The organism is Aggregatimonas sangjinii (genome assembly GCF_005943945.1).
GTDB lineage: Bacteria > Bacteroidota > Bacteroidia > Flavobacteriales > Flavobacteriaceae > Pelagihabitans > Pelagihabitans sangjinii.
Genome location: NZ_CP040710.1, coordinates 153,598 through 173,825, shown reverse-complemented (window position 1 = coordinate 173,825; position 20,228 = coordinate 153,598). Strand labels below are relative to the sequence as shown.

Here is a 20,228-nt window from a genome sequence, read left to right as displayed (position 1 = left end):
TAGAGTTTGCACTACGATAAAGATAAACGCCGCAATAACTATTACTTTAATTTCACCCATTTTATATGTTCTTATAATTGATATAGTATAATATCATACACATATAACGAAGTTTCCCATGTACTGGCTAATATTAGCGCTTAACAAATTGTTATACACTAAGTTATAAATACACGGTAATTATGTAATGAGGGTAAGGAAGTAGTAGATAATTTTAAAACAGACTCCCTTGTTCGTTTAGTTCCGGGTAGTCCACTTTGGTAACAGCTATGGGCGAATCCTTGTCTTTGAATTTTGGGCTATAGAGTTCACCTGCTGGTGCAAGCAACACGCTCGTAACCGAATAATACTTCCAATTTTAAAAAGTTTATATCTCTTTTCTCACTCAAATACCCCTAAACAAAAATCCCCGCCAGAGTGGCAGGGGTTTCTTGATTTATTTTAAATTTTCGTAATTAATCGACCTCCAACAGGTAAGCCTTTCTAAAGTTCGGGTCTAAGTTATGCGCTCGCAATCGCTTTTTGGCGTCGTCGTTTACATCGTCGTAGTCTACGTAGAGATAGAACGTATCGTCGCCCTCCTTCAGGCCTATTGCGGTATAATACTCGAGGTTGCTTAATCGCGCTTTTTCCGCTTCTGCCTGGGCCATTGTATTGAACGTACCCACGATGACGTAATATCCGGCCTTCATGACGGAACCGTCTTTTGCAAACCTCGGGGGTAGCGGAGCCAGGTCGACAGCTTCTATTTTTTCAGCCTCGTTTTCTGTAACCGGTTCCCCCTCTTGCACAATTTTTTCTTGGACTTCCCTTTCGGTAGCCACTTTCTCTGCGGCTGCTTCCTGTGCAGCTTTTTGAGCTGCTGCTTCCTGCAATTCGACTGCTTTTCGTTCCGCTTCTCGTTGCTCGGCTTCTTTCTCTGCTGCTTCTTGGGCAGCTTTCTGTTCTACAGCTTCCTTTTGAGCTGCCTCCTGCAATTCGACTGCTTTTCGTTCCGCTTCTTGCCGTTCGGCAGCTTCTTGGGCGGCCTTTCTTTCGGTTGCCTCTTTTTGAGCTGCTTCCTGCAGTTCTGCGGCTCTTCGTTCGGCTGCTCGCTGTTCCGCCTCTTTTTTGGCTGCTTCTTGCTCCGCGGCTTCGCGTTCAGCAGCTTCTTGGGCGGCCTGTCTTTCCGCAGCCTCTTTTTGGGCAGCTTCTTTTTCTGCAGCCTCCTTGGCAAGTGCTTCTTTTTGTGCAGCTTCTTGCGCTGCTGCTTCCCGGGCGGCCTTTCTTTTGGTTGCTTCTTTTTGAGCAGCTTCTTTTTCTGCCGCTTCCCGTTCGGCAGCTTCTTGGGCGGCCTGTCTTTCCGCAGCCTCTTTTTGGGCAGCTTCCTTCTCAGCAGTTTCCTTTGCAAGCGCCTCCTTCTGTGTAACTTCACGTGCTGCAGCTTCTTTTTCCGCTGTTTCTTTCTCCTGAGCTTCCCGTTCGGCAGCCGCTTTCTTGGGCTCTTCCTGCTCAGCGGCTTCTTTTTGGACTGCTTCGTCCGTCACTTGCTTGTCAACATCCGTTTCGGGGACTTCATTTTTCTCCTTCTTGGGTTTTTTACGTTTAATCGCCGCTATTTTTCTATTGTTCGCTACTGCCGCTTTTTTCCAATCGGACTCGTCAGGACCATCTCCCTTGAACTTGTAGGAGAGGCTTAAAGAATGTACATCTTCGAAAGTAACGTCGCCAAAAGATTTTTCATAGGAGTAGCCGACCTGAAAAGTCTCTAAAAATTCATATCGTACGGCTGGATTAATCGAATAATCATTTTTATAAGAAATACTGGCACTGAACCGATCGCCCACATCAACCAATACGGCACCCTCATAAATAGGATCATTGGCATAGCTCAAATAGCTGACTATGGGGGTAAGGCGAATGTTGTCCGACACATATAGACTGTAGCGAATTTGGGCCGTAAAGCCATCCTTGATCCAATAGCCGATCAAATCTTCTTGATTTTCGCGGGCTAGGGTGCTTTGAATGGGTAATTTGTTGTAGGTTCCGCCAACCGAAAGGGCATTGTACGTGTAGTGTATTCCGAACCGGTACGTAAAACTGGTATCACCCTCATTTAGTCTGGGCACAAACGGCTCCATATTCGGAATCTCGGTAACCGGAAAACCCGTTTGCCTTCTAGAATCGATACCTGCGGAAACACCAAGTCTTAAATAACTATTTTCCCCTCCAAACTCGAATTTCGAGTTGGCGCTCACCATGGCGGTCGAATAGCTATACAGTTCCAATGCGTCTTTAAAATAATCCGCTCCAAAGGAAAGTTTTTCGGAAACAGGAATTTGCGCGTATATAAATTGTGTGTGTTGTCTTCTTTCGGAGTCGGACACTTGTAGGATGCCCGTTACTTTCACTCTGTTTTCAACGCCTATATAGGAAGGGTCGTTCAGGTGTGGAACCAATAATCCCTGTCCGGGAAATACAATTCGTTGCGAAAAGAGTGTAGCCACAGAGAGCAATACAAGAACCGTCAGAACCACCTTTCTATGGCTGCAGTCTTTGAGAATAGAAAGCACATACTTGCCCAAATCGAGCTTGTTGTGATTTGCAATCATAATGGCTGGTCGTTGGTTTTGTTATTAATTCGGTATTCGCCTATTGATAACTCAAAAACTACCATTTTATTGCGTCTCATCGATGAATCGCATCAATACTTATAGCTTCAATGTAGAGACCTACCATACACGTCTTATTTTACTTACTTTAAAATCTTTCAGCAACATTTCCGAACCCGAAAAATTTTCTATTTTGAGACTGTCGTAGAACTCATTTGGGAAAATCTGTGCGGTCATTACATACTGGCCTCCATTTAAAAAAAGTTCTATTGAAGAATGGTCCATTAAAATACGTACTTCAAATTCTTCTTCCGGCAATTGGGGTACAGGCATTTCTTGAACGGATGCGAAGTCTTCCTGAAAATCGGTTTTACCAGACTTTGTACGGTCCAGGGTAAACGTTTGGGTAGCACTATCCATCTTCAATACAAGCGTTTCGTTTACCTCGTTCCCAAAGGTTAAACCAAAATCATTTGCACTGCTGACAAAGCGAATCTCCGCCTGATTAAAATGATCATGGGAAATCGTTTCAGAACCCTCTGCCGTAATTGTTAGGTTTTTTTTCTCACTTGGTTTCAAAAGCTTGTTTATTGCCTTAATAGGATAGTTATATAGTTCATAAGCTTCCCCGTTCTTTTCCAAAGAAAGTGTTCTGGGCACGGTCATCGCGCTTCGCCATTTCTCCGTAGGGGTATCCCGAGCATAGGTCCAGTTGCTCATCCAGCCTATAAAGATTCGTTCGTCTTTGGGGTCATTGGCGTAGGTATCGCCATAGTAATCTTCGGGTAGCACATTGTAGGTTACCCCTGCATAGTTGTCCGTACCCCAATCGAGCCATTTAATGTCTTCCTGCTCGGTCGTGAATTGTTCTCCGTCAAATTCACCCACAAAATACTGGGTACCGCTTCCACCGTTCGGAGCCCCGGGATTTATGCTGATGAGCAAAACCCATTTTTCTTCCTCCGTATCGCCAACTTTCAATTTAAATAAATCAGGACATTCCCAAACACCCCCGTGGGCACCTTTATCCCTACCGAATTCACTTCGCTTCGACCATGATTTCAAGTCGTCCGAACTCCATATTTGCAGATGATCGCCAGCGACCAAACTCATTATCCATGTACTGTTCTCGGTGTCCCAAAATACCTTGGGGTCCCTAAAATCCTTGATACCGTCGTTTCCGATTACAGGGTTTCCCTCATACTTTGTCCAAGTATCCCCATTATCCAGACTATAGGCGATGCCCTGCGTCTGGAAGTCTTTTCTACCGGCCTTTTCCCCTGCCATTAGGTGATAGGTGAAAATGGCGACCAAAGGAGGATTGTCGGTCGTGCCAAATCCTGAGGTGTTCCCAAAATCGACCACCGCACTTCCAGAAAAAATTAGTCCGTGCTTATCTGGATAAAGAGCGATCGGTTTGTGTTCCCAAGTAACCAGGTCTTTACTCGTAGCATGCCCCCAATGCATTGGACCCCAAACGATATCTTCTGGGTAATATTGATAAAAAAAATGATAAACACCCTTGTGATACACCATACCGTTGGGGTCGTTCATCCACTTTTCCTCCGGACTGAAATGATATTGCGGCCTAAAAGGTTCCGAATAGTATTCCGATTGCGCTGTCTCTTGAGTCGCTTCCTGTTTCTGGGTTTTTGAATTGCAGGAAATAAGCATTCCTAAAATCAAAATACATATCCCTTTCCTATAAATGTTCATGATGGTGCTTTTAACTTGCGATATGGGCATTCTATTGTCCCGGACACCTCTAAAATAGTATCTTTGTTTGCAAAATGAACATTTTCTATGCGTTTTCTATTATCCGTTATCCTTTTATTTGCTTTTGGTCAAACCACACTGGCCCAGGGTAAACTTGACAGAACCCTTAAAAGGTTCAATAAGGAAAGTGTTCCCTACATCTATGTGGAGGAACTGACGGAGACCGATAATATCGTTTTATTGGATACTAGAAAAAAAGAGGAATACGCCGTAAGCCACCTACAAAATGCCATTTGGGTAGGACATAAAAAGTTTGAACAAGATTCCGTAAACCGGTATGTCCCCGATAAAAATACACCGATTGTAGTATACTGTTCTATCGGGGTCCGCTCCGAAAATATTGGGGAGCAACTGCAAAATGCGGGGTACACCAATGTTAAGAATCTTTATGGTGGTATTTTCGAATGGAAGAACCACGGTAATCCCGTATACAGTTCCGAAACAACAGAAACCGACAGCGTTCATGCCTTTAACAAGCATTGGGGTAAACTGCTTACAAAAGGCATCAAAGTATATGATGCGCAAGATTCCGCTCCTGCTAAAGAAGAATAACGACGCCCCGAAAATTTCCTTTTATATTTCTTAAAACAAAGTCAAAAGCCAATGGGTATCCTCAACCCCTTTAAAAAAGAATTCGATAAGAAAACGGTACAGTACACCAAAGCACTGCCCAAGAACCTACTTCTTATTTTTACTCGTAATCCCGAATTGGGAAAATGCAAAACGCGGCTTGCGGCCACCGTAGGTGACGAAAGTGCGTTGGATATCTATAAATTCCTTTTGGAGCATACCGTGAACATTACCAAAAATTTGGATATGGCGAAACAGGTCTGGTATTCCGAAGAAATTTGGAGGGATGATGTATGGGATAACCCGACCTATGATAAAAAACGACAGGGAGGTAGTGATTTAGGGGTTCGCATGGCGAACGCGTTCACCGAGGGATTCGCAGCCGGCTTTGAAAAAATATGCATCATCGGAAGCGATATGTACGACCTCAAGCAGCAGGATATAGCACATGCGTTTGCCGTTTTAAGCGAAAACGACTTTGTCATCGGCCCTGCGGAAGACGGTGGGTATTATCTCTTGGGGATGACCCGCTTTAAGAATGAGCTATTTCAGGATAAAAATTGGGGTAACGATAGTGTTTTAAGCGCGACAATAACCGATTTAGCGAACGAAAAAGTACATTTGTTACCCGTTAGAAATGACGTTGACGTTTATACGGATATCGCCCAGGAAAAAGCTTTTGAACCCTATCTAAAACACATGAAATAATGACACAAAAACAATTGGATGAATCTACCGCCTACCTTATCGGAAAAGGTTTCGAGCAACCCGAAATCGGTATCGTGCTTGGCACCGGCCTTGGAAAATTGGTCGACGATATAGAGGAGCCTATAGAAGCACATTACAACCACATTCCCTTTTTTCCGTTGGCCACGGTGGAGTTTCATAGCGGAAAATTACTTTACGGTACTTTTCAAGGTAAGAAGGTAGTGGTCATGCAGGGGCGTTTTCATCTTTATGAGGGATACGACCTGATGGATGTTACCTACCCCATTCGCGTCATGCATCAACTGGGCATCAAAAAACTCTTCATCTCCAACGCAGCAGGCGCTATTAATTTGGACTTTAAAAAGGGGGATATCATGCTCATTGAAGATCATATAAATCTGCAAGGTGGTTCGCCCTTGGCCTTTAAAAACGTCGCCAAATTCGGAGATCGATTTACCGATATGGCCGAGCCCTACGATAAAGAAATGCGTACGAAATTGACGGCAATCGCCCAAAGGGAAAAAATTACTTTGCGGGAAGGGGTTTACGCCTCGGTAGTCGGTCCGCAATTGGAAACGCGTGCGGAATATCGCATGTTAAAAATTCTAGGAGCCGATGCCGTGGGTATGAGTACGGTGCCCGAGGTAATCGTGGCCAATCATTTACGATTGCCAATAGTAGCCGTTTCCGTATTAACCGATGAATGTGACCCTGATAACCTGCAACCAGTTAATATCGAAGAAATTATCGCTATTGCCGGAAAAACGGAACCAAAAATGGTTAAGCTGTTCAAGGAACTGATCAAAGAAATTTAGGAGATAGCATTAGCCTAAAGTTCCTGTAAGGTTCCATGTAATTGCGCTACTACTTTTAGGAAATTAGCACCATTCATGATTCGTAGTCCCTACCGCATCAGTGTAATCATCCCAGTTTTTAATGAGGAGGCCCATATCGTTGCGACAGTGCGGCACCTCCAGAAATTTTGCGCAAACGATTATATTGAGGAAATCCTGATTGTAGACGGGGGCAGTACCGACAATACCTTGTCAGTTTTGAAAAATACTGGAGCAACCGTTTTGAACGCACCAAAGGGAAGGGCAGTGCAAATGAATTATGGAGCCGCAAAGGCGAAGGGCAGTATTTTATATTTTCTCCATGCCGATACTCTCCCGCCAAAGGATTTCGGCAAATCTATTGTAGAGGCTGTGCTACATGACCACCAAGCAGGTTGTTTTCAAATGATTTTCGACAGCGATAGTCGTTTTCTAGAATTTTTCGCTTGGTTTTCCCGCTTGAATATTAGGCTTTGTAGGGGCGGAGACCAATCGCTCTTCATTACGAAAAAGTTGTTTCAAGCTCTTAACGGATTCAATGAAGACTATCACATTTACGAAGACAATGAATTTATTGGTCGACTATACAAGCACACGCCGTTCAAGATTCTACCGCAGCGCGTTAAGACATCTGCCCGCAGATATGAAAAACATGGTAAAATAAAATTGCAATACCATTTTGGGATGATTCATTTAAAAAGCCGTTTGGGAGCTGGGCCGGACCAATTGTACCAATACTATAGGCAGCACATTGCCTAGGGCACCTATTTAACCGTTGCACAATCGGGCATTTGGCCAGTCTTTTTTACGAATTTCAATCAATCCAATAAAATTTCCAGTATTTGAATGGCGGCATCGCTAATCTTTGTGCCAGGGCCAAAAACAGCTACCGCCCCGGCATCGAACAAAAATGGATAATCTTGTTTGGGTACCACACCGCCTACGATGACCATAATATCATCGCGGCCATATGTTTTAAGCGCTTTGATTACGGCCGGTACTAACGTTTTGTGGCCCCCGGCCAAAGAAGAAACTCCCAAGATATGCACATCGTTTTCAACTGCTTGTTTGGCCGCCTCTTCGGGGGTTTGAAACAAAGGCCCGATATCCACATCAAAGCCTAGATCGGCATAGCCGGTGGCTACAACCTTTGCCCCGCGATCGTGCCCGTCCTGACCCATTTTAGCGATCATGATTCGGGGTCGACGGCCATCTTGCTCGGCGAACTTGTCGGTCAACCCCCGCGCTTTTTTAAAACTTTCGTCGTCTTTGATTTCTTTGGAATACACGCCTGAAAATGATTTTATGACTGCCTTGTGACGCCCGAATGCGACTTCGAGTGCGTCGCTTATCTCACCTAGAGTGGCCCGCTCTCTTGCAGCGGTTACCGCTAAAGCTAGTAAATTATCCGCTTTATTATCGTTTTGGGTCTTTTTGGCCGCTTCAGTAAGCTGCTTTAATATGTTTTTTACGGCAAGTTCGTTTCGATTCTCCCGCAGTGTGGCCAATCGCTTTAGTTGTTGGCGACGCACTTCCTGGTTATCGACTTCAAGGATTTGCAGTTGTTCTTCTTCATCCAATCGATATTTGTTCACACCGACAAGCACATCCTGAACACTATCAATGCGCGCCTGTTTTCTAGCCGCAGCCTCTTCAATTCGCATTTTGGGAATACCCGCTTCGATGGCCTTGGTCATTCCGCCCAATTCCTCGACTTCCATTATCAGTGCCCATGCCTTTTCGGCCAACTCTTTGGTCAGATACTCAACATAATAGCTACCGGCCCAAGGATCGACCGTCTTCGTGATGAAGGTTTCCTCAAGAAGGTATAACTGGGTCTCTCGGGCAATTCGGGCCGAGAAATCGGTAGGCAGTGCAATGGCTTCGTCCAAGGCATTGGTGTGCAGACTCTGTGTTCCTCCCAATATCGCCGCACTGGCTTCAATGGTCGTTCGCGCCACATTGTTGAACGGGTCTTGCTCGGTGAGACTCCACCCGCTGGTTTGGCAATGTGTACGTAGTGCCAAAGACTTATCGTTCTTGGGATTGAATTGTTTAACCATCTTCGCCCACAACATGCGGGCCGCGCGCAGTTTGGCAATCTCCATAAAGTGGTTCATGCCAATACCCCAGAAGAAAGACAGTCTAGGAGCAAAATCGTCTATGTCGAGTCCGGCCGTAAGTCCTGTTTTAATGTATTCGAGTCCGTCTGCCAGTGTATAGGCCAATTCGATATCCGCTGTAGCTCCGGCCTCATGCATATGATAGCCCGAAATACTTATACTATTGAATTTTGGCATGTGCTTGCTGGTATATTTGAAGATATCGGCCACAATGCGCATTGATGGTTCGGGCGGGTAGATGTAGGTGTTGCGCACCATAAACTCTTTTAAAATATCGTTTTGTATGGTGCCTGCCAATGACTCCGGAGCCACGCCCTGTTCCTCGGCCGCAACGATATAAAACGCCATAATCGGAAGCACTGCACCGTTCATCGTCATGGAAACCGACATCTTATCCAACGGAATGCTATCAAAAAGAATTTTCATATCCTCTACGGAATCAATCGCTACCCCTGCCTTACCCACATCACCGACCACTCTTTCATGGTCGCTGTCGTATCCGCGATGCGTAGGCAAATCAAAGGCCACCGATAAGCCTTTTTGACCTCCTTTCAAATTCCGACGGTAAAAGGCGTTGCTCTCTTCCGCTGTTGAAAAACCTGCATATTGCCGAATCGTCCAAGGGCGTCTGACGTACATCGTAGAATAGGGCCCTCTCAAATAAGGTGGGATGCCGGCGGCGAAATTCAAATGCTCCGTATCGCTGATATCCTGCTCCGTAAAAATTTGTTTGATTGGAATACCTTCGGCGGTATCGAAACCAGTGCTTTGCAGTTCGGAGCTGGAAACTTTTTCTCGTTCATCTTCGACCTGGTTTGCCGCACCTTGTGCCCGGTATTTCAATTGCAGTTGCTGTACATCTTTTCTACTCATCTTTCAAACGGTTTTGCTCAATCGTTTCCGCAAAGCGTTTGGCGATGATGGGTTCTAACAATGTTTTTTGAGGATTCGTCTTTACAAAAGGATACAATTGCATGGTCTCCGTCATATTATCCATTTCGTTTTGATATTTATTGGTACCTACCAAAACGATTTTCTGCCCATTGAACATGGCCTGCTCTTTTGCGGCGCTTTCCTTGATTTTCTTTTGAATAATACCTGCCTTTAATTGTTTCAGTAGACCTCCGTTTCTTTCAATATCCTTAAATAAAGCTAGTGCTTTCTGGGCCAGCTGACTGGTCAATGACTCTATATAGTACGATCCTTCGGCAGGATTTTCCACTTTAGTGAAATAGCTTTCTTCTTTCAGCAGCAGCAGTTGATTCATCGCGATTCGGTCGCCAAATTCATTGTTCTTGTGGTAAATGGCGTCATACGGCATATTCATCACGGTATCCGCTCCACCTAGAATAGCGGACATAGTTTCCGTTGTCGTGCGTAACATATTGGTATTGTAATCGTACAAGGTTTTATTGCGCCGTGTTGGCGTGGCTATGATATGGCACTTTTCGTTTACTCCATATTCCCTCGCAAGGGTTTGCCATAAGATGCGTAGCGCCCGCAACTTGCCGATTTCAAAGAAATAATTTGAACCTGCCGCCATTTGAAAGACAAAGGTTTGTCCTTTCCGAACAGACTTGCTGTTGGCAAGGTGATGCAAATACTCGTTGGCATGGGCAAGTCCATAGGCCAATTGCTGTGTCATATTTGCCCCTGCGTTTTGGTAATGTCCTACATCGATACTCACCGTATGTGTCGCTCCCATCTGTGCAATGAGGTCGAACTTGCGATGGTCGTCCTCAAGGTTCTGGAACCAATTCCCGGTTTTAGCTAGCTTTCCGATAATGTCGATGTTCAAGTATATCGAATCGCTGGCATCTCCCACAAAATCCAATACCTTTTTGATATAGTCCGGGGATAAAAACTCAAAATTACAGTAAATTTTGGTTGTGGAAACATCGATTTCATCCAACAAAACAGCAATTGCGACCGCATCGGAAGGTATGGTGATGAAAAGACTTTCCGCTCCCTTGGCCAAAAATTCTTTTGCTTTTACATTCGCTTTTTTCGCATCGCCGGCATAAATCGATTGTGCGATGTTCCAATGACCCTTGGCCCGTTTAACGGAAGCTGTATAAATCCCCTCATCCTGATGATAAAAGGGCTTGACTCTTATTCCCTCCGGAGATTCCCAAACCAGTTTTTCATTATAGTCGGCACCCTTCAGGTCGTACTGTATTTTTTGCTTCCATTCTTTGGAAGATACGGGTAGGAAGTCTTTAAATAGCTTCGTTTTAGTCATTAGTTCAAGTTAACCAAGTATATTGTCAGTAACCTATCGTTTTGTGCTTAAAGGATATTCGTTTATGGTAATATTGTTTATTACCTACGTTCAAGCTGATCATCAACTCCTAAACTCATCAGCTAATAAACGCTATCTACAAGGGTATATTCCCATGTTTTTTCTTGGGCAAGGCAACCGCTTTATTTTCTAACATAGTAAATGCCTTTATCAATTTTCTTCTGGTGTTTTTCGGCAAGATTACTTCATCGATAAATCCGCGTTCTGCGGCGCTATACGGATTTGCGAAAAGTGCTGCGTACTCTTGTTCTTTCTCGACCAGTTTTGCAGCCGGGTCATTGGCGGCGGCAATTTCCTTGCGGAAGATAATCTCGCTAGCCCCCTTTGCTCCCATTACGGCAATTTCGGCACCTGGCCAAGCATAGTTCATATCGGCCCCTATATGCTTTGAATTCATTACATCATAAGCGCCACCATAGGCTTTTCTAGTAATTACGGTTACCTTCGGTACCGTCGCCTCGCTTAAAGCGTAAAGTAATTTAGCCCCATTCGTGATAATACCGTTCCACTCCTGGTCCGTACCCGGTAAAAAGCCCGGCACATCCACCAATACCAACAAAGGAATATTGAAACAATCGCAAAAGCGTGTAAAACGTGCTGCTTTTTTCGAGGCATCCACATCCAGAACACCGGCAAGGCTCATCGGTTGATTCGCAACGATTCCGATACTCTTCCCAGCAATTCTCGCAAAGCCGACAACGATGTTCTCTGCGTACTGTTTGTGTATTTCAAAGAAGCTTTCCTCATCTATGATTCCTTTAATGACATGGCGCATGTCATAGGGTTGCTGGGCATTTTCAGGTACGATGCTTTCCAAAACCTCGCGGATTTCATCACCCATCTCATAAGGCAAATCTACGGGGGTATCTTCGCAATTCTGTGGCATATAGCCTATCATTCGCTTGATTTGATCGATACACTGAATGTCATTGCCAGCGGTCAAATGAGTGACCCCAGATTTGGTCGCATGCGTAAGGGCACCACCCAGTTCCTCGGAAGTGACTTCTTCATTTGTCACAGTCTTGACCACATTCGGCCCGGTAACGAACATATAACTTGAGTTTTCGACCATAAGTGTAAAATCCGTCATCGCCGGTGAGTATACTGCACCCCCGGCACAAGGGCCCATAATAGCTGAAATTTGGGGGATAACTCCTGATGCCATTACATTGCGATGAAAGATATCGGCATAGCCGCCCAACGAGCGGACCCCTTCCTGAATACGGGCACCGCCACTGTCGTTCAATCCGATCAAGGGTACGCCAATGTTCATGGCCATATCCATAATCTTACAAATTTTTTCGGCATGGGTTTCCGAAAGTGCGCCTCCGAAAACGGTAAAATCCTGAGCAAAAACGCAAACCTGTCGTCCGTTTATCGTCCCGTAGCCGGTAACGACCCCGTCGCCGTAAAATTTCTGCTTTTCCATACCGAAGTCTTTCGTTCGGTGTGTCACTAATGCGCCCAACTCCTCAAAAGACCCGTCGTCCAATAAAAAATGAATCCGTTCCCTAGCGGTCAGTTTTCCCTTGGCATGTTGTTTATCGATACGTGTTTGGCCTCCGCCCAATTGCGATTGTGCCAGTTTGTCGCGCAATATTTTCTCGTTCTCTTTCATTCAAATTGATCCTTGATCTACACCCGATTCTTTTTCCAACCTGAGCGCTGTTCGGTCGGTACTTATAATTTTTGTTGTTGTTCCAGAAATAAAAACAAGCCTACCTTGGCGGCAATTTCCTTTTCTTCGGCATATTTTTTTTGCAGTGCTTCAGGACTGTAGTATTGTTTTACAAAATGCGTGTCAAAATTTCCTGTTCGAAAGGCTTCATGTTCGCAAACGAATTGGCCGAAGGGTAAGGTCGTAGCTACCCCTTCGATATGATAATCGCCAATCGCTTTGACCATTAATTGTATCGCCTCATCGCGGGTTTTTCCATAGGTAATCAACTTTGCAATCATTGGGTCATAATAAATGGGAATTGGCATACCTTCCTCAAAGCCATCATCTACCCGTACTCCTTCACCATTTGGTATTTGGTAGGTAGATAAGGTTCCGATACTGGGGTTGAAATTGTCCAAGGGGTCTTCGGCATAAACACGTACTTCCAACGCATGGCCTTGTATTTTCAAATCTTCTTGGGCGAACCCGAGTTTTTCCCCTCGCGCCACCTTGATCTGTTGTTCCACCAAATCCAAACCGCAAATTAGTTCCGTAACAGGATGCTCGACCTGCAAGCGGGTGTTCATTTCCAAAAAATAGAAATTTTTGTGCTCGTCCAAAAGAAACTCGACCGTCCCTGCCCCTACATAATCACAAGCCTTGGCCACCTTAATCGCAGCTTCACCCATGGCTTTTCTAATTTCGGGTGTAAGCACCGCCGACGGTGCCTCCTCGACCACTTTTTGGTGCCTTCGTTGTACGCTGCATTCCCGTTCAAAAAGATGCACCACATTCCCATGGGTATCGGCTAGCACTTGAATCTCAATATGGCGCGGGGAACTTACATACTTTTCGATGAACACAGCTCCATCACCAAAAGCGGCCTCGGCTTCGCTAATGGCCCGATTCATTTGCTCAGGTAGTTCTTCCAGAGACGCTACCACCCGCATTCCTTTGCCCCCACCACCGGCAGAAGCCTTAATTAAAATAGGGAAGCCGATTTCTTTTGCTGTTTTTTCGGCCAGTTTTATATCGGTGATTGACTCTTCAATACCAGGAACCATAGGAATATCGTAATCGCGAACCGCCTCCTTGGCGGCCAATTTGTTCCCCATCACTTTAATCGCGTGGGGCCTTGGACCTATGAAGGTGATATGGTGATCCTCGACCATTTGGGCGAAAACGGCATTTTCGCTTAAAAAACCGTATCCTGGATGTATACCATCGGCTCCCGTATCTTTCGCAGCTTGCAATACCTTTTCCATCGCTAGATAGGATTCCGAGGAAGGTGCCGGTCCCAGCAGAACAGCTTCGCCCGCAAAACGGACATGGGGTGCATTGCGGTCTGCCTCGGAACAAACGGCTACAGTTTTGATTCCCATTTTCTGTGCCGTACGCATTACACGTAAGGCAATCTCACCCCGATTGGCGACCAGTATTTTTCGCATAAACAATTCTTTTTTTTCATTCCCGCTTAGACAGGAATCGCTTTGCTTTTACTCCATTTCAATAATCAACTGCCCCTTATCGACAGCATCACCTTTTTCTACTTCAATTGATTTGATGACGCCTTCCCCTTCGGCGAGCAGTACATTTTCCATCTTCATTGCTGAGAGTACCAAGAGGGGCGTACCTTCTTCTATAGCATCGCCCGATTGCACCATGATATCAAGAATAAGACCGGGCATCGGTGCCTTAATATTGCCCACTTTTTGAGACGTATGTGCCAACAAGCCCATTTTTTCAACCATTCGGTCGTAAACATCATCGATTTTTACATCGTAGCGATTACCGTTTACCGAAATAGTCGCCGTCTTAGACAAAACGTTCATGCGATGCACCTGTACATCAAATGCCTGAAAATCGTGAAGTAAATGGTATCGATCGTAGGTAATTTGCTGTAGGTCGAGGGATTGAATAGATGTTGCACTTAGCTCAAAGTGCTCATCGTCAACATGTACTGTAAATTCGCTCATATAGCTCTGTTCGGTTTTGGAATCGCTCGATTGAAGTGTCTCTAAAATTAGGCAACTAATTTTAGAATTATCGCATTCCAAGATATGTTTTTATCGAAACGTAAATTGATGGGGAGGAAATTGCTCGCCGGTCTCTTCCAAAGCTAGTACTCCGTCCAATCTGAACTCACGTTTGGCGCTTCGTAACCTACAAAACGCCACAAGCATCCATTTGTCCTGTGTAAAGTAAATGCCCAAAGGTTCAATGTTCCGGTCCGAACGGTTACCGTTCGCTGGAGAGCGGTACTGCAATACCAAGACATTCCTATGAAGTATCGACGTTTCCAGTAGCTCTAAATGTTCTCTATTGTTGACGGATTTCATAGCTGTGAAAACAATTCCTAACGAATAGGGCCGATTTCCCCTTTTTCAAAATCCAACAAGACTCCCTCGCTTATCCATTTGGCAAGCGCCTGTCGATTTTCCGGATCAAGAATTCGCCGCTGGTCTTTTTTGTTGCGAATGTTTCCGATTTCGATAAAGGTCATGGCAGGATGCGTCTTTTTGACCAGGTATAAAGAGGTACGGTCTTCAAAAGTTCCGGAGTAGGTACGGTTCGGCTGGTATTTTTTATACTTTTTCTGAAACGTATTGTGAATACTCTGCGCCAGTTGCTTTCCGTTCTTGCTCTTCTCGTGATGGTAGAAAAACACATCGATGTTCTGACCCTTACTTCGACTATCGACATGGGTGACAATCAATCGCTGGTATTTACCACGGTTCTTTCTATGCAGTTCGTTCACGATATCGACACGCTGTCTTAGCCGCTTTACTTGATTTAATGGAATGGTCTTATCCCCATAAGCGACCTCATCATGATCGATTTTTAAAATGCGCTCATCACGTATCCCGTCATTCTTGTCCTGAATTATGATGTAAACGGTAGCACTGTGCGCCAATAGCTCTTTGGCCAACCGCAGAGTGATGTCGTAGGCATATTCATCCTCGGCGATCGACTTGCCGGCGTAAACGGCCATAGCCCCCGGATCGGGACCGCCATGGCCGGACACCAAGTAATAGACGGCGTCCTTTAGTTTCTCGCTTTTGAGAATGACATCTTCATGGTCTTTTCCGAAAATAGCGAATTCCTCGGAAGTGATTTTTTTGATTTCCGTAGATTGTTTGTCCGCTTGCGTAGTCAATTCCACCTCTTCCTCCTTTAGTGGTGGAATACGATAGGTGCGGCCCTCATAGAGGTGAACGCTATCGCGAAGGTCTTGAATGTTCATCGCGATAAAATCGTCATAGAGGTCGTACGGATTTACACCTTGGTCGCGCAATAACGAAAGTATACCATCCCCTCTCTTAGCCGTAACGGTAACCAAGGAATCCTGGGCGAACAGTCCAGAACCCATGCAAAGGAGAATGGCGCTGATAAGAAAGCAACTGTTATAGAAATGCTTTTTTTTCATTTATGCTGAATTTAATTCCGGATACGTTGTGTAAGACCAAACCAAAAATAATGCCTAAGTTGTATCTGAACAGTAACAAAATTATAAAAGTCCGGTACGCGGAAAAAGGTGAAATGAAAATTTAGTTAACGATTTATTCAACAATATGCAGTACTGTATTTGGTTTGGACTAATAGAATATCGATAGCGCACAAAATAGCTATTATTTGCGGCTTGCCTAAACCCTAACTTTTCGCAACTTTATCGTACTTTAACCAAATGCGGCGATTCGTGGTGAAAAATAATTTTCACATCAAGAAAAAGATATCACCCTACGCGATCGCATAAAATCCTACTTTATGAAGCGTTCTGCACTTATCTATTCGGCAATTTTTTTCTGCGTATCGATTTTAGCATGGAATGTATTGAGTGCTAGCCGGTCCACATCGGAGTACCTCACCATAAAAAGTCATTCGAATAAATCCGTAGCCGAAACGCCATACCATACCATGATGCAGGTATTGACGCACGAACGCTGTCTCAATTGCCATCCGAATGACAACGTTCCGAAACAGGGAGACCAGAGCCATCCGCATTATTTTGGCATGTCCGGTGGTGAGGAAGACAAGGGTTTTGCAGCAACGAAATGTGCCACCTGCCATCAAAAGGAAAACAACAGCTATTCAGGAGTACCTGGAGCGCCGCACTGGGCGTTGGCTCCGAAAAGTATGGCTTGGGAAGGACGTACGGCAGCTGAAATTGCGGCGAACATGTTGGATACATCGAAAAATGGGAATCGTTCGCATGAAGATCTGATACACCATTTGACAGAAGATGAGTTGGTGCTGTGGGCATTTGACCCCGGGGTAGACCATGAAGGGCAGCCTAGAACAAAACCTCCGGTTTCAGAGGCGGAATATAAGGCGGCGGTGAAAGCGTGGTTTGCGAACGGGGCCATCATTCCAGAAGAATGAATAGCGCATCAAATACAAACGAACAGAAATTTCCTAGTTACAATAGACCCGGGAAAAGATTTTAAATACATACCATGAAAATAAATTTCAATATTAATGGAACTGCAACATCCATAGATATTGCCGACGCAAATACGCCCCTACTTTGGGTGGTTCGCGATTTGCTTGGCCTAAAAGGCACCAAATTCGGATGCGGGAAAGCGGCCTGTGGTGCTTGCACCTTGCATGTCGATAGGGAAGCGGTTCGCTCCTGCTCTTATGCTATCAAATTTGCGGAGGGCAAGGAAGTGACTACCATTGAAGGTTTGGGTGATGAAAAAAACCCACATCCCGTACAACAGGCTTGGATCGAGGAAATCGTACCCCAATGTGGCTATTGTCAACCCGGGTTTATGATGGCTACTGCTGCGTTACTGGATAAGATTCCAAATCCGTCGGATACGGATATCGACAAAAATATCATTAATGTTTGCCGTTGCGCCACCTATTATCGCATGCGCAAAGCGATTCACCGCGCTGCCGAAATATCGCAAATAAATACCGAAGAAAATGGCTGAAAAGAAAAAGAGGATTTCCAGGAGAAAATTCTTGGTTCGTGGTGGACTGGGCACCGTTGGTGTCCTGGCTGTGGGCACGTATTTGTTTAGAAGCCCGATTCGCAGGGCCATGGCCGATGCCATAAATACTGCAGACGCACCCTACGTCGGCAACACCAGTACCCCTGTCATTTGGTTCGAGGTTACTTCGGATAATGAAATCATCATACATAGTCCCAAGGTAGAAATGGGTCAGGGCACGTTCACCGGCCTAGCGCAAATGGCGGCCGATGAACTGGACGTATCGATGGACCAGATAAAAGTGGTACATGCCAATTCGATTTCAGGTAATATGGATGGCTTTGCAACTGGCGGGAGTACCTCGATATCCTCCTTATGGATTCCCTTGAGGGAACTGGCTGCCACGATGCGTGAGATGATCAAAAAAGAGGCCGCTGCGAAGATGGGTATCTCCCCTTCGGACGCCAGTACCGAAAATGGAGTAGTCTCGGCAGGTGGAAAGACAATGACCTATGCCGAAGCTGCCAAAGATATAACCGAATGGGATGTTCCCGATACACCCACTTTAAAAAATGTCAGTGATTACAAGTTCGTGGGGAAAGCTGTTCCGCGGGTGGATTTAAAGGATAAGGTTTTTGGTGCGCCCATTTTCGGTATGGACGCCACCATGCCGGATATGCTATACGGTGCCGTCGTGCGCCCCAATGCCATCGGAGCGACATATACGGGTGCGGATATCTCCAAAGCACAAGGTATGCCCGGGGTGGTTAAAATCGTTCAAGAAAAGGATTTTGTGGGGGTCGTAGCCAATTCCCTCGTTGAAGCGGAGAATGCAAAAAATGTCATTGACGCCAAATGGGAAGTAGGCCGTAATTGGCAAACCGCCGATATCGAAGCCATGATTGCGGTTGGCCAGGGTGAACCCTTCGTCATTCAAAAAGAAGGAGATGCGGCGGACATGCTTGATACCGAAGATGGCATCATCACAGCCGAATACAAAAGCCCCATCGGAGCCCATGCCCAGCTCGAGCCCAATGGCGCTTTAGCATACGTAGAAGCTGACAAGGCCACGATTATGATTTCGACCCAAGTCGTAAAAATTACGCGCGATGAAATTGCCAAAAGACTAGATTTAGACGATGACCAAGTAAATATCGTTCCTACTTTTTTGGGAGGAGGCTTCGGCCGGCGTCTGCATACGCCCAATGCCGTTCAAGCCGCAGTATTGTCAAAAGCGGTCGGCAAACCCGTAAAGTGTTTCTTTACCCGTAAAGAAGAATTCCAAAACGATACCTTTCGACCACCTACCCATCATGTACTCAAAGCGAAATTAAATATCAATGGCATGATCGAAGCTCTGGAACACAATGTTTCGAGCGGTGACGTTGCCTTTGGTTCTCCAATGGTGCCCGGCATTGCGGCTCCTCTCCTGGGTGCCGATTTGGGTGCTTGGCGTGGCGGTATGATCCAATACGGGGGTATTCCGAACTACAGGGCTGTTTCTTGGCGTCAAAAACTGCCCTTTGCAACCAGTTGGTGGCGCAGTTTAGGGCTGCTGGCCAACACCTTCGCCATAGAGAGTTTTATAGATGAATTGGCCGTTACGGCCGAAAAGGATCCCGTGGAGTTTCGTCTGGCACAGATTCAAGACGACGATAGGGGTTTTCGGTTAAAAGAAGTAATCAAGGTAGCAGCCGAAAAATCAGGGTATAAAGATGAAGTGGTAAACGGCAGGGCAATGGGGTTTGCGGCATCTACCGACGCCAATACGCCTTGTGCGCAGGTCGTTGAACTATCCATTGAGAACAATGAAATCAAGGTGCACAAGGTAACCTGCGCCATGGATCCCGGTTTGGTCGTAAACCCGGATCAGGTGAGGGCCCAGTGTGAGGGTGCCATAATAATGGGAATGAGTGCGGCCCTATTCGAGAAAATGGATGTTGAAGATGGCCAATTGACACCGACCATATACGGGCCTTATCAGATGGCATTGATGAAGCATGCACCAAAGGAAATAAATGTGGTGCTTTTACAGAACAGCGATACTCCCGGGGCCGTGGGCGAGCCACCTTTAGGCCCTATTGGGGCCGCCATCGCGAACGCCGTATTTCGATTGACCAAGGAACGGCTCAGAAGCATGCCGCTAACGCTAACTTAGACCTCTTTGGAAATTATATTTAATCCTATGGGATTTTTGGAACATACCGCCATTTGGGTCAAAGGTGAAGTACTGCACGGAAAAGTAATGACATTATTGGGAATGGTATTGTTACTTTGCTGCTTTTTTATTTGGCGGAACGGTAATGAACTTTTGAAAGGGATGCTCATCCCCATTTTACTAGTCGTTTTGATTACTGTCGGTTTTGGCACAATGCTCATGACGACAAGACCCAAACACCTTCAAAAGCTTGTAATAGCCTCTCGTACTAATCAACGGGAAGTTTTCGAAAAAGAAAGAGCCCGTGCCTTTAAGAATCAGAACGCTTACTCCAAATACTATATCGCGTGGGCCATCGTGCTCATGGGCGGCCTGATATTCTTTTTCTTAACGAATAGACTGTATTGTAAAGGGCTTGCCTTGGGAATTCTTTTTTTGGCAATCTCGGCATTGATCATTGACACATTAATGCATGAACGCTCTAAGACCTATTACCACGCCATTGAAACAATGAATTAAAAATGCTGTAGCCTGTATCGCACATCCTACGGTAAAGCAGATAGCAACCCA

17 protein-coding genes are annotated in these 20,228 nt (G+C 45.4%); 8 read left to right on the top strand and 9 right to left on the bottom strand.

Features of this window, described 5'->3' with window-relative positions:
- Window positions 1-455 precede the first annotated feature (455 nt).
- Window positions 456-2,591 carry a type IX secretion system membrane protein PorP/SprF gene (locus tag FGM00_RS00670; RefSeq protein ID WP_138851061.1) on the bottom strand — a complete coding sequence of 712 codons (2,136 nt, stop codon included), beginning with the start codon at window positions 2,589-2,591 and terminating at the stop codon, window positions 456-458.
- A 120-nt stretch (window positions 2,592-2,711) separates the two neighbouring features.
- Window positions 2,712-4,307, bottom strand: coding sequence for a glycoside hydrolase family 32 protein (locus FGM00_RS00665; protein ID WP_138851060.1), 1,596 nt, complete (start codon window positions 4,305-4,307; stop codon window positions 2,712-2,714).
- An 87-nt stretch (window positions 4,308-4,394) separates the two neighbouring features.
- On the opposite strand from FGM00_RS00665, the gene FGM00_RS00660 reads away from it, so the two are divergent.
- From FGM00_RS00660 to FGM00_RS00645, 4 genes are all read left to right on the top strand, one after another.
- Complete coding sequence (locus FGM00_RS00660) at window positions 4,395-4,919, top strand: rhodanese-like domain-containing protein (RefSeq protein ID WP_138851059.1); 525 nt, start codon at window positions 4,395-4,397, stop codon at window positions 4,917-4,919.
- A 51-nt stretch (window positions 4,920-4,970) separates the two neighbouring features.
- A complete protein-coding gene (locus FGM00_RS00655; protein ID WP_138851058.1) occupies window positions 4,971-5,645 on the top strand; it encodes a TIGR04282 family arsenosugar biosynthesis glycosyltransferase in 675 nt (224 codons plus the stop codon).
- Window positions 5,645-6,460 carry a purine-nucleoside phosphorylase gene (locus FGM00_RS00650; RefSeq protein WP_138851057.1) on the top strand — a complete coding sequence of 272 codons (816 nt, stop codon included), beginning with the start codon at window positions 5,645-5,647 and terminating at the stop codon, window positions 6,458-6,460. The genes FGM00_RS00655 and FGM00_RS00650 overlap by 1 nt, the downstream gene beginning before the upstream one ends.
- A gap of 75 nt (window positions 6,461-6,535) precedes the next feature.
- The gene (locus FGM00_RS00645; RefSeq protein WP_138851056.1) at window positions 6,536-7,237 is read left to right on the top strand and encodes a TIGR04283 family arsenosugar biosynthesis glycosyltransferase; all 702 of its coding nucleotides are present in this window, start codon (window positions 6,536-6,538) and stop codon (window positions 7,235-7,237) included.
- 59 nt (window positions 7,238-7,296) lie between these two features.
- On the opposite strand, the gene scpA is transcribed toward FGM00_RS00645, so the two are convergent.
- The 7 genes from scpA to FGM00_RS00610 all read right to left on the bottom strand — a co-directional run bounded on the left by scpA (window position 7,297) and on the right by FGM00_RS00610 (window position 15,990).
- Window positions 7,297-9,474: a methylmalonyl-CoA mutase gene (scpA, locus tag FGM00_RS00640; RefSeq protein WP_138851055.1), complete on the bottom strand. Its 2,178-nt coding sequence runs from the start codon at window positions 9,472-9,474 to the stop codon at window positions 7,297-7,299.
- The gene (locus FGM00_RS00635; RefSeq protein WP_138851054.1) at window positions 9,467-10,843 is read right to left on the bottom strand and encodes a methylmalonyl-CoA mutase subunit beta; all 1,377 of its coding nucleotides are present in this window, start codon (window positions 10,841-10,843) and stop codon (window positions 9,467-9,469) included. Before FGM00_RS00635 ends, scpA begins: the two co-directional genes overlap by 8 nt.
- A gap of 136 nt (window positions 10,844-10,979) precedes the next feature.
- A complete protein-coding gene (locus FGM00_RS00630; RefSeq protein ID WP_138851053.1) occupies window positions 10,980-12,521 on the bottom strand; it encodes an acyl-CoA carboxylase subunit beta in 1,542 nt (513 codons plus the stop codon).
- A gap of 62 nt (window positions 12,522-12,583) precedes the next feature.
- The gene (gene accC / locus FGM00_RS00625) at window positions 12,584-14,011 is read right to left on the bottom strand and encodes an acetyl-CoA carboxylase biotin carboxylase subunit (RefSeq protein WP_138851052.1); all 1,428 of its coding nucleotides are present in this window, start codon (window positions 14,009-14,011) and stop codon (window positions 12,584-12,586) included.
- Between the two features lie 48 nt (window positions 14,012-14,059).
- Window positions 14,060-14,539 carry an acyl-CoA carboxylase biotin carboxyl carrier protein subunit gene (locus FGM00_RS00620; protein ID WP_138851051.1) on the bottom strand — a complete coding sequence of 160 codons (480 nt, stop codon included), beginning with the start codon at window positions 14,537-14,539 and terminating at the stop codon, window positions 14,060-14,062.
- 90 nt (window positions 14,540-14,629) lie between these two features.
- Window positions 14,630-14,902, bottom strand: coding sequence for a helix-turn-helix transcriptional regulator (locus tag FGM00_RS00615; RefSeq protein WP_138851050.1), 273 nt, complete (start codon window positions 14,900-14,902; stop codon window positions 14,630-14,632).
- Between the two features lie 17 nt (window positions 14,903-14,919).
- On the bottom strand, window positions 14,920-15,990 hold the full coding sequence (locus FGM00_RS00610) for an N-acetylmuramoyl-L-alanine amidase family protein (protein ID WP_175416159.1): 1,071 nt from the start codon (window positions 15,988-15,990) through the stop codon (window positions 14,920-14,922).
- A gap of 338 nt (window positions 15,991-16,328) precedes the next feature.
- Here FGM00_RS00610 and FGM00_RS00605 point away from each other — a divergent pair, with 338 nt between their 5' ends.
- The 4 genes from FGM00_RS00605 to FGM00_RS00590 all read left to right on the top strand — a co-directional run bounded on the left by FGM00_RS00605 (window position 16,329) and on the right by FGM00_RS00590 (window position 20,177).
- The gene (locus FGM00_RS00605; protein ID WP_138851049.1) at window positions 16,329-16,943 is read left to right on the top strand and encodes a hypothetical protein; all 615 of its coding nucleotides are present in this window, start codon (window positions 16,329-16,331) and stop codon (window positions 16,941-16,943) included.
- Between the two features lie 74 nt (window positions 16,944-17,017).
- Entirely contained in the window at window positions 17,018-17,500 is a 483-nt protein-coding gene (locus FGM00_RS00600; RefSeq protein ID WP_138851048.1) for a (2Fe-2S)-binding protein, read from the top strand.
- Complete coding sequence (locus FGM00_RS00595) at window positions 17,493-19,658, top strand: xanthine dehydrogenase family protein molybdopterin-binding subunit (protein WP_138851047.1); 2,166 nt, start codon at window positions 17,493-17,495, stop codon at window positions 19,656-19,658. The genes FGM00_RS00600 and FGM00_RS00595 overlap by 8 nt, the downstream gene beginning before the upstream one ends.
- Before the next feature lie 6 nt (window positions 19,659-19,664).
- The gene (locus FGM00_RS00590) at window positions 19,665-20,177 is read left to right on the top strand and encodes a hypothetical protein (RefSeq protein ID WP_138851046.1); all 513 of its coding nucleotides are present in this window, start codon (window positions 19,665-19,667) and stop codon (window positions 20,175-20,177) included.
- Window positions 20,178-20,228 lie beyond the last annotated feature (51 nt).